Annotated in this window: 12 protein-coding genes, 1 tRNA gene and 1 pseudogene; 4 read left to right on the plus strand and 10 right to left on the minus strand. The window is 59.8% G+C overall.

Annotation, left to right across the window (positions count from 1 at the left end; translation table 11 throughout):
- Positions 1 to 239 precede the first annotated feature (239 nt).
- From B3I26_RS02480 to B3I26_RS02500, 5 genes are all read right to left on the minus strand, one after another.
- Positions 240 to 929 (minus strand): crotonase/enoyl-CoA hydratase family protein, encoded by a 690-nt coding sequence (locus tag B3I26_RS02480; protein WP_296254774.1) that lies wholly within the window; start codon positions 927 to 929, stop codon positions 240 to 242.
- Between the two features lie 147 nt (positions 930 to 1,076).
- Positions 1,077 to 1,370: a DUF6388 family protein gene (locus B3I26_RS02485; RefSeq protein WP_296254776.1), complete on the minus strand. Its 294-nt coding sequence runs from the start codon at positions 1,368 to 1,370 to the stop codon at positions 1,077 to 1,079.
- 189 nt (positions 1,371 to 1,559) lie between these two features.
- Positions 1,560 to 3,062 carry a purine-cytosine permease family protein gene (locus tag B3I26_RS02490; protein WP_296254778.1) on the minus strand — a complete coding sequence of 501 codons (1,503 nt, stop codon included), beginning with the start codon at positions 3,060 to 3,062 and terminating at the stop codon, positions 1,560 to 1,562.
- 189 nt (positions 3,063 to 3,251) lie between these two features.
- Positions 3,252 to 3,650, minus strand: coding sequence for a YybH family protein (locus tag B3I26_RS02495; protein ID WP_296254781.1), 399 nt, complete (start codon positions 3,648 to 3,650; stop codon positions 3,252 to 3,254).
- Between the two features lie 442 nt (positions 3,651 to 4,092).
- Complete coding sequence (locus tag B3I26_RS02500) at positions 4,093 to 4,572, minus strand: helix-turn-helix domain-containing protein (RefSeq protein ID WP_296254783.1); 480 nt, start codon at positions 4,570 to 4,572, stop codon at positions 4,093 to 4,095.
- Positions 4,573 to 5,093: 521 nt separating this feature from the next.
- On the opposite strand from B3I26_RS02500, the gene B3I26_RS02505 reads away from it, so the two are divergent.
- Positions 5,094 to 5,624: a GNAT family N-acetyltransferase gene (locus tag B3I26_RS02505; RefSeq protein ID WP_296254785.1), complete on the plus strand. Its 531-nt coding sequence runs from the start codon at positions 5,094 to 5,096 to the stop codon at positions 5,622 to 5,624.
- 148 nt (positions 5,625 to 5,772) lie between these two features.
- On the opposite strand, the gene B3I26_RS02510 is transcribed toward B3I26_RS02505, so the two are convergent.
- A tRNA-Ser gene (locus tag B3I26_RS02510) sits at positions 5,773 to 5,862 on the minus strand.
- A gap of 250 nt (positions 5,863 to 6,112) precedes the next feature.
- On the opposite strand from B3I26_RS02510, the gene B3I26_RS02515 reads away from it, so the two are divergent.
- Positions 6,113 to 6,676: a cysteine hydrolase family protein gene (locus B3I26_RS02515; RefSeq protein WP_296254787.1), complete on the plus strand. Its 564-nt coding sequence runs from the start codon at positions 6,113 to 6,115 to the stop codon at positions 6,674 to 6,676.
- 91 nt (positions 6,677 to 6,767) lie between these two features.
- Here the strand turns inward: B3I26_RS02515 and B3I26_RS28785 are convergent, their stop codons facing one another.
- The 3 genes and pseudogenes from B3I26_RS28785 to B3I26_RS02525 form a co-directional block, all read right to left on the minus strand.
- Positions 6,768 to 7,505 (minus strand): methyl-accepting chemotaxis protein, encoded by a 738-nt coding sequence (locus B3I26_RS28785; RefSeq protein ID WP_409522063.1) that lies wholly within the window; start codon positions 7,503 to 7,505, stop codon positions 6,768 to 6,770.
- A gap of 120 nt (positions 7,506 to 7,625) precedes the next feature.
- A pseudogene (locus B3I26_RS28790) lies at positions 7,626 to 8,705 on the minus strand (HAMP domain-containing protein); the annotation flags it as partial.
- A gap of 433 nt (positions 8,706 to 9,138) precedes the next feature.
- Complete coding sequence (locus B3I26_RS02525) at positions 9,139 to 10,584, minus strand: SulP family inorganic anion transporter (protein ID WP_296254790.1); 1,446 nt, start codon at positions 10,582 to 10,584, stop codon at positions 9,139 to 9,141.
- Positions 10,585 to 11,035: 451 nt separating this feature from the next.
- Between B3I26_RS02525 and B3I26_RS02530 the strand changes: the two genes are divergently transcribed.
- Together B3I26_RS02530 and zapE are read left to right on the plus strand one after the other, a co-directional pair.
- Entirely contained in the window at positions 11,036 to 12,238 is a 1,203-nt protein-coding gene (locus B3I26_RS02530) for an MFS transporter (protein ID WP_296254862.1), read from the plus strand.
- Positions 12,235 to 13,356 (plus strand): cell division protein ZapE, encoded by a 1,122-nt coding sequence (gene zapE / locus B3I26_RS02535; RefSeq protein WP_296254792.1) that lies wholly within the window; start codon positions 12,235 to 12,237, stop codon positions 13,354 to 13,356. The genes B3I26_RS02530 and zapE overlap by 4 nt, the downstream gene beginning before the upstream one ends.
- 113 nt (positions 13,357 to 13,469) lie before the next feature.
- Here the strand turns inward: zapE and rarD are convergent, their stop codons facing one another.
- Complete coding sequence (gene rarD, locus B3I26_RS02540) at positions 13,470 to 14,354, minus strand: EamA family transporter RarD (RefSeq protein ID WP_296254794.1); 885 nt, start codon at positions 14,352 to 14,354, stop codon at positions 13,470 to 13,472.
- Positions 14,355 to 14,610: the final 256 nt, after the last annotated feature.

The following is a 14,610-nucleotide window of genomic DNA, read 5'->3' on the forward strand; positions in this document are numbered from 1 at the left end:
TCAAACCGGCAATTGTCAGGAAGACGGATGGCAAATCTCGATTTTAAGAAGATGTTTCAGCGCTGGGGCGCCGGCTCATCGACCGCAGCGGCCTAAAGGCGCCCCGGTCAGGACGCCGGATCATGACAAGGCGTTGGCCATGACAGGCATCGCACGACGCCTGATCGCTGGAGCAGCACGGCTTGCCAGCGCAAGCGATTATCGTGCGCTACTGTCCGCAGGCCAGACGCCGGTGTGGGTCAAAACTGATGCTGCCGATCCAGTTCGATGGCCTTGTCCAGCGCCTCCAGAAACGCCCGGCGTACCTTGAGCTTGGTCTGGCTGTGAGCCTTCATGTTGATCTTCTTCAACTGCAGGGCCACGGTACGGGCTGCGTCAGTGAGCTCTTCCGGGGCGACGATTCTGTCCAGGAACCCGGCTTGCAATGCGCCTTTGGGGTCGTACATTTCGCCATTGATCACCGAGCGACCGAATGCGCTATTGCTCAGGCGGTCACGGGCCAGCTCGATGCCGGCACTGTGCATGGTCATGCCGATTTGCACTTCGTTCAGGCCGATGCTGTACGTGCCTTCGACGCCGATGCGGTAGTCCCCCGACAACAGCAAGAACGCACCCTTGGCTACGGCGTGGCCGCCGCAGGCGATGACGATTGGGAAGGGGTGTGACAGCATGCGCCGCGCCAGGGTCGAACCGGCTTCGACCAGATCCAGCGCCGCTTGCGGGCTTGAGGTCATGATCTTTAGGTCATAGCCGCCGGAGAGAATGCCGGGTTGACCGGTTATGATTACCACCGCCCGATCCTTTTCTGCCTGGTCCAGCGCGGCATTGAAGGCAGCGACGACTTCATTGCTGATGGCATTGACCTTGCCATTGCTCAGGGTCAGCGTGGCGATGCCGTCCTCCAGCTGATACGCGACCAAATCATTCATGGGAGCTGTCCTTCTTGTTTTGAGATGGCGCAGACGTTACTCACCCCACGGGGCAAGGTAAAGCGCAAAGGATGACTGATGAGTCAAGGTTTCGGGCCGCATGCAGGGCAATAAAGGGCGGCCCGAGGGGAAGGAGCAGGGCGGGTGTTATTCCTCGACCGCGTTCAATTCGCAGTACTCATGCCAATTCATGTCCAGCGCTTCGGCCGCTTCCTTGTGTATGGCCACGCGCACCGCCTTGATCTCTTCTTCGGACCTGCTGCTGAACCTCAAGGCCAGTTCCCAGGTTGCGATGTTCAAGGCATCGGCTTCATCTTCGAACGCCCATAGGGTCTGCTTTTGCTGGTCTTCGTGACTTAGGCCCTGAATTTCTTGCTGCAACGTCGGATTGGTCACGATGTACTTGGGCAGGGCATCTACGATCCAGTCTTCTTTATTCATCTGAGGTAGATCTCCTGTGGTTCGAGCTGACGTGTTGAATGGTAAGGATTAGCACGTGAAGCTCGATTGTGCGGGATGTCCGCCGCTCATGCCAGACGCAGATGGGCCGTCCGTCGTGCTGAAATCTGGCTGCTTCAAAATGCAAAGGGCCCACTTGCGGCGGGCCCTTCATCTGAAGCACCGGGCGTGTCAGTCAATGGCCATGGGCTCTTTGAGGTTGCGATGGGCACTGTCGCCCAGTAGTGGGTGCGGGCCGTAAGCGCCATACACACCGATCGGCTCCGGGAATGTGCGCAGCAGAGTGATGTACAGCAATGCTGCCAGGCCAAGGGTGATCGGCAGGCTGACGTCGATACCGCCCGCCAGATTGCCCAGCGGCCCCACGAACTGCCCCGGCAGATTGACGAAGCACAGGCCTACCGCCGCGCTCGGGATCCACGCTCCCAGGCCGCGCCAGTTCCAGCCATGTTCGAACCAGTAATGGCCGCCGCTCTGACCCCGCGTGAAGACTTGCAGATCCGCCGGATGGTAGAAGCCGCGACGGATGATCAGCCCGAGCACCATGATCACGATCCAGGGCGTGGTGCAGGTCACGATCAGCACGGCGAAGGTCGACACGCTCTGTACCAGGTTGAAAGCGAAACGGCCGATGAAGATAAAGGCAATGGCGGCCAGGCCGATCAGAATCGTGGCTTGGGCACGATTGAGCAGGCGCGGGAACATGCTCGACATGTCCAGGCCCGTACCGTAGAGCGATGTGGTCCCGGTGGACATGCCGCCAATGATCGCGATCAGGCATACCGGCAGGAAGAACCAGCTCGGGGACACGGCCAGCAAGCCCCCCACGTAGTTGTTATCGGCAATGTACTGCGGTGCCTGGGTGGCGACGATAGTGGCCGTGCACAGGCCGAACAGAAAGGGAATGAGCGTGCACACTTGCGCCAGAAACACCGAAGCCATGATGCGTTTTTTCGAGGTGTGGCGCGCAATGTAGCGCGACCAGTCCCCGAGGAACGCGCCGAATGAGACCGGGTTGCTCATCGCCAGCAATGCCGCGCCGATGAAGGCGGCCCAAAAGCCTTCACTGCCTTGATTCACGGTCCCGGCGAAGCTCGCATCGAAACTGCCGTTGAAGGCGAGGATACCCAGCAGGAACAGGAGGCTGGAGGCAAAGACTGCCACCTTGTTGACCCATAGCATGAAGCGAAAGCCATAAATGCACACCACCAGCACCAGCGCCGCGAACACCCCATAAGCGATCGCCAGGCTCAGGTCGTTTTCAGGTAACCCGACCATGCGTTTGGCACCGCCGATCAGGGCATCGCCCGAACTCCACACTGAAAGCGAAAAGAACGCGATGGCGGTCAGCAGCGACAGGAACGATCCGACGATCCGTCCATGAACGCCGAAATGCGCGCCGGAGGACACGGCATTGTTGGTGCCGTTGAGCGCTCCAAACAGCCCCATGGGCGCGAGTATGACCGAGCCCAGAACGATGCCAAGGACGATCGACCAGAGCCCCGCCTGGAAAGACAGCCCGAATAGCACCGGAAAGCTGCCGAGCACCGCCGTGGCAAAGGTATTGGCGCCTCCGAACGTCAGGCGAAACAGATCCAAGGGCGACGCGTCGCGTTGATCGTCCGGAATCTGTTCGACACCGAAGCTCTCGATACGGGTAGTGGGATGTGACATGAGGGTTTCCTGCGCGCGGTCGTGTTGTTATGAGGCCAGCATTGAGTGCAAGCCTGTATTGTTCGGCTGGAGCCAGTCCGGCCGTTGCGTGGGCAGTGGTCGGGAAGCCGACCGCAAGTGATGGACATCGTTGTTGTTATGGCGAATGCACTGGATCGGCGGGCTCTTCGACCCGCGTGGCGCGACCGTCTATTCGGGCTGCGCCGACAAATGCTCGTGACACGCCAGCCAGCGACGACCGTCGTGACGAAAGACGATGGTTTCCCGCTCCCTGAATTGACTTTCTTCGGTGCCGAATCGCACGCGGGTGGCGACATCGTGCATGAAGATCGCCACATCGCCCTGCAGGCTGATGTGGACGTTGCTTGACTGGCAGTCGAGCACGGCAAACCCGTCCGCCTGCCAGCCTGCCCACACATCGCGATAAGCGGCGCGGGACAACAGCGGGGTGGGTAGGGTGTAGAACAGGAACGTGGCGTCGTCACTGAACGCCGCGAAATAGGCGTCGGTGTCGTTGCTGGCGAACGCGGTGATCAACTGGTTGGCGGCTTGCTGGACGTGTTCGATGAGGTGCGCAGTGGAAGTCATGGCCGTCTCGTTGTTGTGATTCTGGCGATGGGGCTCGACTTTAAGCAGCTCTTACATCTCTTAACATCGTTGCCGGCAAATACTTAGTTCAGGAATTTCGGAAGTAAGGGCGGGGAGCTTGCGATGAAATGAGCGTGGCAAACAGCCCACGATGGAGCGTTTGCTTGCGATAAAGATAGGAGAATCCTCGCTCTTTTGCATTTGCTGGCATGGCGCGGTGGAACCGGGCGCTGGACTGGGGCCTGACCCGCAAGGTCCGGACACGACGTCGTAGTGACGCTGACCTTGCTTTCGCGGACCGCACGTGAACCACTCGGCGCTGGCCGTTTCAGTCGACCCCTGATCCGCATCGCAGGTGCCCTCGAACACTCTTTCCCGAACCTTCCCCGTATGGCGCAAAGCGTCTGTCAGGGGAAGGAGCTTTCAGCGCAGCAGTGCAGGTTCAGTGGGTTTCGAGACCGGCTTTCTGCACCTTTGCCAGGGCCAGTGCCACGAACGTGTCGGCGTCGCCCTGGAGAACCCGCAGATGATCCTCGACGTGGTCAGCGTCATTCTGCTGCTCCTTGGAGTCGATCAAGCGTGTGACTTCACACAGCGCGCTGGCGGTGACCCAAAGGCTCTGGCGCAATTGACCGATGATTTTCACCACGCTTTCAGCGCTGTCGTGATCCTCCTCCAGCCGGTCCATCGACGGCAGTATTGGCATTTCCATCCGTTTGCTTGAGTCGCTACCTGTCACCACGTGACCGATATCGACGCCAACCGCCGCCACTCGATGTAGATAATCTGCTCGCGGCAGCCGTTGCCCGCTCTCGTAATGACCTTGAGCATTAGCCTCAACCCCCCCAATGGCACCAAGGGCACTCTGGGTGAGTTTCAGGCGTTTCCTTTCTTGTTTCAGGCGTTTGCCAATACCGTTCATCAACCTACTCCTGCGAAATTCGCGCCCCTGCTTAGACAGGACGCGTAATGGGGGCTGGAATACGGGCTGGGTGATCTACTTTTTTAGAACAAGCCTCGTACTGAGCTGCCACGCCGATTGAGCACAGCAACGGGTAGACAGTAGCTGTTCGTTTGACTGGATGGGCAGCTTTCCGATGGTCTGTGACAATCCTTCGAAACGGACTACAAAAAACGGCAATAAATCATTCGTTTGGATTTGTAGAATATTCATATGGGTGTGGAAAGGTGAGGCGCAAAGAGGGTCTGTGGTGACCCCGCAGTTCGCTCAGTGGACGCGGGCAAGCTTGAATGGAGCAAAACCGGTAACCAACAACCGTGCGCAGCCCAAATACAGGACGATGGTCGCGATGACCATGAACGCCAACTGACAGCGCAGGAGCCAGCTCTTGCCTGGTGGCTTTTCAGGTAAGATTTTGCCTTATGGGCAAGCAGCGATGATGACGCTGCCTGAATCGGCACATTGACGGGGCACAGGTGGTGATGGAACGGATCAAGCTTCGCAAGCTGCAACTCGATGATATCGATGATGAGTATGTTTCCTGGTTCGATAACGCCGACGGACACCTGAGTTATTTTACCGGCAGTGGCAGAACGTTCTCTCGCGGCGTCATTGTTGATGATTTCCATACCTCCGTCGAAACCGGCCAGTGGGTCTACTACCTGATAGAAAGCGCTTCCGGAGAAAAAATAGGCAACGTCAAAATTGGTCCGATGGATCCGCGCAACAAAACATCCGACCTGGTGTGCATGGTCGGTAACCGCAAGTTCCTCGGCAAGGGCATCGCCAAGGCTGCCATATCGATGGCCAACCAGATTGCCTTTCGAGATTACGATATCAGGCGGCTTCAGGGCGGCATGTACTCGGGGAACATTCCCTCGATAAAAGCTTACACCGGTGCCGGTTGGTTCGTAGAGGCCACTATGAAGGGGTTCTATCTCGTCGATGGGCAGCCCCAGGACCGAGTTTGCGTTGCGTGCCTGAATCCAAAGTATTTCCCCGAGGATGCTTAGGCGTCGTGAGCGCAAGGAGGTAAGCAGGGGCGTTTGGTGCGAGAGCGCCATATGCCGCTATCGCCCAGGCAAGCGCTGGTGAACCTGGCGAGCATGAAAAAGCCCCGGCTCTCGCAAGGAAAGTCGGGGCTTTAACGTACATCGAATTTGGCGGTGAAGGAGAGATTCGAACTCTCGATACAGTTTCCTGTATACACACTTTCCAGGCGTGCTCCTTAAGCCACTCGGACACTTCACCGTATCTCTTCAGACGTTCAGTCTGTCGAGGCGCGCTAATGTAGTCGAAAGTTCTGACGAAGGCAAAACTTTTTTTCAGAATTTTCATGCGCTTAAGCAAAAATGCGCAAGGCGCTGACTTCACTGCGAAGGTCGGGGCTTCGTCTGGAGCAGACAAGCCTGCCAATCAGGCGCCAGAGCAGGCGCTGATGGTCAAGCCGAACAGGGTCGGTATGCCCCTGCAAAGAACTTTTTGTCACAACGAGAGAACCATGGAACTACACCGCAAGGCCGCGCTGGTCATCATCGACATGCAGCAAGGCATCCATCATCCAAAACTGGGGCGGCGCAACAATCCCCAGGCCGAGCAGCGAATGCTGGCTTTACTTGGCGCCTGGCGCGAGACCGGGCGTACGGTAATCCATGTACGGCACTTTTCCCGCTCGCCGGATTCGGTGTTCTGGCCCAGGCAGCCTGGTGTGGAATTTCAGCCGGCGTTTCTGCCATGGGACGGGGAAGGGGAGTTGCACAAGCAGGTGCCGGATGCGTTCTGCCATTCGGCGCTGGAAGGCTGGCTGCGCGCGGACGGGATCGATCAGGTGGTGGTCGTGGGTGTGGTGACCAACAATTCAGTCGAATCCACGGCGCGTGCGGGGGGCAACCTGGGATTCGAAGTCATCGTGCCCCACGACGCCTGTTATACCTTCGACGGCGCGGATTTTTTTGGCCTACCGCGCAGTGCCGAAGAGATTCATGCCATGTCGCTGGCGAACCTGCACGGTGAATATGCCCGTGTGGTGGCGACCGAAGATATTTTGCAGAGCCTTACCCGGTGACCGGCCAATGCAATAGCCGCTCGGCTTGCCCGTGGCGGCGGTCTTGATAACGCTGCCGCGGGTCAGCCGGACGGCCCGGGGAAACCTATCTTTACAGGCGGAACCGGGCCATCTGGGCTGCGAGGTGCTCTGCCTGTTCCGACAGTTTCCGGCAATCCTGCAGACAGGCTTTGACGTCGCTGGCCGTGGATTGCGCCAGGTCGGCAATGCCTTGCACGTTACGGTTGATCTCCTCGGTCACGGTGCTCTGCTCTTCGGTGGCGGCGGCTACCTGATGATTGCGGTCGGTAAGCTGCTCGACATGCCCGGCGATCGCATCCAGCGAATTGCCGGTGCGCCGGCTGGCTTCAACGCCGGTACCCGTGGCCGCCTGACCGGCACGCATTGAGGTGACGGCCTGATCGGCGCCGCTTTTCAGCTCGCCCATCATCTGCTGGATTTCCGCGGTGGCGCTCTGGGTGCGGCCGGCCAGGGTGCGCACCTCATCGGCGACCACCGCAAACCCACGTCCCATCTCGCCCGCGCGCGCCGCTTCGATGGCTGCGTTCAGGGCCAGCAGGTTGGTCTGCTCGGAGATGCTGCGAATCACGCTGAGCACCTGATCAATGGTGGAAATCTGCGTGGCGAGGTTTTCCACAGCGCCCGCTGCGGTGCCGACGCCGTCGGACATGCTTTGGATATGGTCGATGGATTCGCCCACGACCTTCTTGGCAGACACTGCCTCCTGGTGAGTGCTGCGCGACACGTCGGCAGCTGCACCAGCGTTGCGGGCGATTTCCTGCACCGTCAGGCCCATTTCGTGGACAGCCGTGGCGACCATGTCGGTCATCTGTTGTTGCTTGAGCGCACGACTTGAGGTGCTGTCGACCACCCGTGCGACATCCACAACGCTGTGACGCAATTGTTCACTGGTCTTGAGCGCGTCGCCGATCAACAGGCGCAGGCTTTCGATGAAACGGTTGAAACCACGGGCCAGGTCGCCTAGCTCGTTGGCGCGGCTGTCATCCAGGCGACGCGTCAGGTCGCCCTGGCCACCGCCGATATCCACCAGCGCCGTGGTCACTTGCCGGATCGGTCGGACGATCCCGCGCGCGATCCAGGCGACGAAACCCAGGAAGCACAGCACCACTGCAAGGCTGATCGCCGAAATGGTCGCCAAGGCCTGCTTCGCCGTGCCATAGACCTCCGCCAGCGGCACCTCGCTGACCAATGTCCAGCCCAGCGACGCCACCGGCTTGGCCACGGCCACATATGCAAGGCCGTTACGCTCGAACTCCAGCGCCTGCCCATCACCGCTATGGCTTAACAAGGTGCCAGCAGCGGATTCGCCGACAAGTTGGGCCAGCGATTGGCGATCATTGAAGTCCGCGTTCGGATGAACCTTGATCTTGCCGTCGGGACTGACCAGGTACACCTGGCCGTCCTTGCCGAAATGGAAGTCGCGGACCATTTGCGACAGCGCAGTCATGCCAAAGCCCAGGCCCGCCACGCCAACCACGCTGCCGTTGTGTTCGATGCGCTGATTAATGAACAGCGTCGGCACCTTGGTGGTGGCATCGATGTCGATATCCAGCGAACGCTGCTTGTGGCTGTCCAGAAAACCGTAGAACCAAGCGTTTTCCGCCGGGCCGCGTTGCAGTGTGCGGTCTGCACCTTTGTTCGTGATGTAGTGGCCACTGTCCGTGGCGACAATGAAGGTGGTCAGCGCGTTGTGCTGTTCCTTGATGCTTGCCAGATAGCGGATGAATGATGGCTGTTGCGTCGGATCTTCGCCGCTGGCCAGCCAGTCGGAGACCAGCGTGTTGCCGGCAATGTCGCCCGCGGCTGTCAGAGGCGCTGCCAGCAGGCGTTCGAGGTCGTTGCGGATGGCTTCGACGCTGGCTGGCATGGCTTGTTGCAGCAGATACCGGTCAGTCAGTTTGTTGAGCGCATAGGCGTAGATACCGATGACGATCAGGCTGCTGATCACCAGCGCAGCGCCCATGCTCAGTGTCAGTTGCCACTGAATACTTCTTCGCCAGACAGGCATAGAAAAAACTCCGCAAATGCAAGCGCACAACCACGATGGAACAGTGCCGCTGATACGCCCGGAGCAATAAGCGGGCCAGGAAGTTGATCATGTAGTCAGGTCGTGCGAGGCCGCCGTGCAAGCGTCACGAAACAAGGGTCAGCTGCGCCGGCCAATAATAAAGACGCTGTTAGGGTACTCAGGCTGTGTACAACATTGGACGTTTTTGGAGCGACTTTTGAGAGATGCGCAAAAAAATGGCGAATGGCGCTGGTGTTTGCCTTGGGCCTGCCATTCGGCTGACGCATACCGGTGAGCGCAAAATCCCATGGTGTACGACCTCTTGCTCAGGAGAGGCGGCATCTTTGGAAGCCTTGGGGGCTGAGAGTCAGCTGTGAGCAAGCTCGCGCCTTTTGCTCAGGTTCTTCGGCGCGAGGTGCGTTAGCGTCCGAGCCTAAGCGTGCTGCACGCCGGCGCGTTTGAGCAGCTTTTTGCAGCGTGCGGACAGGTGCACCACCCGCAGGTGTTTACCCGCCTTTTGATACCGCTCGCGCAGTGTTTTCAGCGCGGCAATCGCTGAATAATCGACGAAGCGCAGGTGCTGGCAGTCCAGGGTTACGTGTTCAGGGTCGTCCTGATAGTCGAACTGGTCCAGAAAGGGAGTGGCGGAGGCAAAGAACAAGGTGCCGTGCAGGTGATAGCGCTTGCTGCCGTCCGCTTCGAGATGGCTATCGGCGTACAGCTCGCGCGCCTGCTGCCAGGCGAAATTCAGCGCAGCGATGAGGATGCCGAACAGCACTGCGATCGCCAGATCCGTCAGCACCGTGACCACGGTCACGGCGATGATGGTCAGCACGTCATTCAACGGCACCTTGCGCAGCACCCGCAACGAAGCCCAGGCGAAAGTCTGCTGCGCCACCACGAACATGACGCCGACCAGCGCCGCCAGCGGAATGCGCTCGATCAGCGGTGACAGGAACAGCACGAACATCAGAATCATGACCCCGGCCACGGTACCCGACAGTCGCCCTCGGCCACCGGAGCTGAGGTTGATCACTGTCTGCCCGATCATCGCGCAACCGCCCATGCCGCCGCACACACCTGAGGCAATGTTGGCCATGCCCAACGCCACGCATTCGCGATCCGGATAGCCACGGCTTTCGGTGATTTCGTCGGTCAGGTTAAGGGTCAGCAGGGTTTCCAGCAGGCCGACCAGGGCCATCAGAATGGCGTAGGGCGCGATGATCCGCAGTGTGTCCATGTTCCACGGCACGTCCGGCAGAACAACGTTCGGCAGGCCGCCCGCGATATGGGCCATGTCGCCGAGGGTGCGGGTCGGCAGGTCGAAACCGTAGACCAGCGCGCCGACACTCAGGATCGCGACCAGAGCAGGCGGAACCGAGCGGGTCAGGCGTGGCAGCAGGTAGACCACGGCCATGGTCAGCGCCACCAGACCGAGCATCAGGTACAACGGCGTGCCGCTGAGCCAGCGCTCGCCGTTCTTGAAGTGTTCCAGCTGTGCCATGGCAATGACGATCGCCAGGCCGTTAACGAAGCCAAGCATCACCGGGTAGGGCACCATGCGCACCAGCTTGCCCAGGCGCAGCAGACCGAACGCGATCATCACCAGCCCGCCCAGCAGCACCGTCGCCAGCAGGTATTGCACGCCGTGTTGCACCACCAGCGCGACGATGACCACCGCCATCGAGCCCGCCGCCCCCGACACCATGCCCGGCCGGCCGCCGAACAGCGCGGTCAGTGTGCAGATGATGAACGCGCCGTACAGACCCATCAGCGGGTTGAGGTGTGCAACGAGGGCGAAGGCGATGCACTCCGGCACAAGTGCGAAAGAGGTGGTGAGGCCGGCAAGAACATCGGCGCGTAGGCGAGCGGGTTTCATCGAGTACCTGAGGAAGGGAGCATGCAAAAGGTGGGATGTTACGGAATGTAAGGCGTGAGGTCGATATCGGGGCGGTCGTGAAGTTGTCTTCTGCCCGGAGAGCGTAGGGGGGGCGGGAGGCGCGCTTCTGCCTGGTAGAGCGAGGTGCCTGGCTTTGCTGGCGCTTCGCGCCAGATCGCGAGCAAGCTTGCTCCCACGCCCTTCGGGCAGAAACGGAGGTGATGTGTGCCGTCTTCGTGGCAGAGGCGGAGGCGATGTCTGTGATGCGCAAGCCGTTTGTGGTGCGCGATTTCTGGGGCAGAATCGAGCAGTCCCGGTGTGTCGGCGCTTGCAGGGGGCTAGCGCAGTCAGCACGCGTGTAAAAGAAATTATCTCAGTGTCCAGTCAACTGCGATTGTGTAAGGATGCTTGGCTTGAACGAACACTGCCGATCATGAAGGACAGAACACCGATGCTCGCCGCGCTCAGACACTACCCCGCTTCAGTCAACCTCTTGCTGGCTTCATCACTGTTTCTGACGCTGGGCCGGGCGATTACCTTGCCTTATCTGGTGATTTATCTGTCATCGAACTTCATGCTGGGTATCAGCGACATCGGCTTGATCGTGGGCAGCGCATTGATCGTCGGCTCGCTGCTGAGCCTGTATGGCGGATACCTCACTGACAAACTGTCCAGCTACAAACTGATCCTGTGCTTTACCGGCTTTTTCGTCGCAGGCTTCGTCGGCATGTGCCTGACCGGCAAGTTGTGGCTGTTTTTCCTGTTTCTGGTGTCGTTCAACTTCGCGTATTCGGTCACCGACATCGTGGTCAAGGCCGCGTTCGGCAAGCTGTTGCCCGTGGCCGAACAGAGCAAGGTGTTCTCGGTGCGCTACACCCTGATCAACATCGGCTATGCGGTCGGGCCATTTATTGGTGCGGGCCTGGCGCATTGGAACATGAAGCTGCCGTTCCTGATGTCGGCGGCACTTGGGCTGGGCTTTTTCGTGATCTATGCAATGTACGGCGACCGCAAACTCAGTTCCGCAGACCCGGCCAACGTGCCGGTGTCGTTCCTTGCCGTGGGGCGGATTCTGCTCAAGGATTATCGGTTGGTGTGCTTCACGGTCGGTGGCGTGCTTAGCGCGGTGGTGTTCGGCCAGTTCACGGCTTACATCTCGCAGTACCTGGTGACCACCAGCACCCCGGAGTTTACCTACCAGGTCATCAGTTCGGTGGTCGCCGTCAACGCTGCAGTGGTGATCTGCCTGCAATATTTGGTCGGCAAGCACATCAACCATCACTACCTGAATCAGTGGCTGACGGCCGGTTTCAGTCTTTTCCTGATGGGCGTCGTCGGGTTTGCGCTGTCGACCACCGTGCTGCATTGGGCCTTGGCGGTTGCGATATTTACCTTGGGCGAGATCATCGTATTTCCTGCCGAATACATGTTCATCGACCGTATCGCCCCGACTCACTTGCGCGGCATGTATTACGGCGCGCAGAACCTGTCCAACCTCGGTGGTGCACTGGGTCCGGTGCTGTGCGGTTTTGCCCTGGCCACACAGTCAGCACACTTCATGTTCTACATGCTGGCGGCCTTCATCGTGGGCGGCGGCTGTTTCTACCTGCTGGGCGCCTCGTACTCCAAACGTCACGATGAGGTCGCGCAATGACGGTGCTGTCTCCTCTGGCTGCCTGGCAGCAGGCGGTCGACACCCAAGGTTTTCAGCCCGACGAGGCTCAGCACCAGGCCGCGCAAAAACTCCAGGAATGTTGGCTGGCGCTACGTGACGGCAGGCCAGGCGCTCCGTTGAAAGGTGTGTACCTGTGGGGACCGGTCGGGCGCGGCAAGACCTGGCTCATGGACCGTTTCTTCGAAGGGATGCAGGTGCCCGCACGCCGCCAGCACTTCCATCATTTCATGCGTTGGGTGCATCAGCGTCTGTTTCAACTGACCGGCGTGGCCAGCCCCCTAGAGGTGTTGGCCCGGGAGCTGGGGCAGGAGGTGCGCGTGCTGTGTTTCGACGAACTGTTCGTCAATGACATTGGCGACGCGGTGATCCTCGGCGGCCTGCTGCGCGCCATGTTCGAGGAAGGCGTCACGCTGGTCTGCACCTCCAACCAGTTGCCCGAGCAGTTGTATGCCAACGGGCACAATCGTGAACGCTTCGTGCCAGCGATTACAGCGATCAATCACTACATGACAGTCGTGTCGGTGGACGGCGGGGAGGATCATCGGCTGCACCCAGGCCTGGCGCAGCAGCGTTATTGGGTGACGCGAGCGCAGGGGCCGAGCGCGCTGGTCGAGGTGTTCGAGACCTTGAGCAGTGGCGAGTCGGTGTCGACGCAACCGGTGCCGTTGGGTCGCCGTCATCTGCCGGTGCTGCGTTGCAGCAAAACGGTGGTGTGGTGCTGTTATGCCGACCTGTGTGAGCAACCCCTGGCTGCCATGGATTTCATTGAGCTGTGCGATCGCTACAAGGCCGTCTTGTTGAGCCAGGTCCCGGCCTTGAGTGCGCCTCAGCGCGATGGGCGAATTGCCCGGGGTACCGAGGACGGCGTGGAGCAGGTGGCGGCGGGGGATCGCGAGCTGCCGCAATTGTCGGCGTACGATGACGGCGTGCGGCGTTTCATTGCGCTGGTGGACGAGTGCTACGACCGCAAGGTGCCGCTGTACGTCGAGGCGGCGATGCCGATGCAGGAGTTGTACACCGAAGGTTACCTGGCGTTTGCCTTTCGCCGGACACTGAGCCGCTTGCAGGAAATGCAACTGGCGCGGTTCGGGCATTAGGACAGGCGCGTTGTGAACGCTCTACCAGAACCGCTTGCCGAGGGGGGCGCCCTTCAAACCGCCAACGCCGGCAAGCCGTGCGACCAAAGAAAGTCAGCGTGCGAACATGTCTGTCAGGACCGGCCTCTCCGCCTTTGTGCCAGCACATGCTTGATCCCTTCAGTCACCAGCACCATCACCCCTAGCCAGATCGGCAGGTAGGTCATCCATTCATCTCGACCGATGGATTCTCCTAATAACAATGCAACACCCACCAGCAGTACCGGCTCGACGTAACTCAGTAGCCCGAAAACGCTGAACGCCAGCAGGCGGCTGGCAAGAATATAGCTGACCAGTGCCGACGCGCTGATCGCCCCCAAAACCGGAATCAACAGATACAAGCCTGGAACCTGCTCGACCACCGCCGGATTGCCCTGGCAGATAAACCACACCGCCACCGGCAGGATCAGCGACATGTCCCACCATAACCCACCCAGGTTGTCGGTTTTGAGTTTGCGCCGCAGGACGAAATACAGCGGATAGCCCAGACACACCACCAGGGTCTCCCAGGAAAAGCTCCCCAGCCGCAGCAACTCGTTGCCCACCCCGATCACTGCGCAACAGGCAGCGATCTTCTGCAGGCGCGACAAGCGCTCCCCATAGGCCACGCGACCGGTGAGGATCATCGTCAACGGCAGCAGGAAATAACCCAGCGACACCTCCAGACTGCGCCCGTGCAGCGGCGCCCAGAGAAACAGCCACAGTTGCACACCGATGAGCGTCGCCGACAACGTCAGGGCCGCCAGCAGCGACGGGGTCTGGCGGATGCGCATTGCCAGGGCGCGGGCCAGTTTCCAGTCGCCGCTGGAGAGCATGAATGCCGTCACGCAGGGCAGGGTCAGCAGCATGCGCCAACCGAATATTTCTTCTCCACTCAATGGTTTCAGCAATGAGGTGTAGTAGTACATGACCGCGAAGAGGCAGGAGGCCATAACCGATAACGCAACGCCCTTGTACACAGGGGCTCCTTTGTTTTGAGTAGCACGTTTCAATTTTATTGAAGTAAGCATCGCTTTCTCGTCAGGTGTCACAACCGGGCTCTGATGGCCCGCTTGCAGAAAGCGACGCGCAGTCTATCCGAAGCCGTGTCCGGCGTTCCTCTGCATTCTGGTAAACCCCACCTCGGCTGGCAGTAAACGATGCACGTTTGGCAGAGAACGCGACCGCGTGTCGATTGAGCGAAGAATGCCGTTCCCGCAGACTTTCCCCAGCGCG

It is taken from the genome of Pseudomonas sp. UBA5706, from assembly GCF_002419965.1.
In the GTDB taxonomy this organism is placed as follows: domain Bacteria; phylum Pseudomonadota; class Gammaproteobacteria; order Pseudomonadales; family Pseudomonadaceae; genus Aquipseudomonas.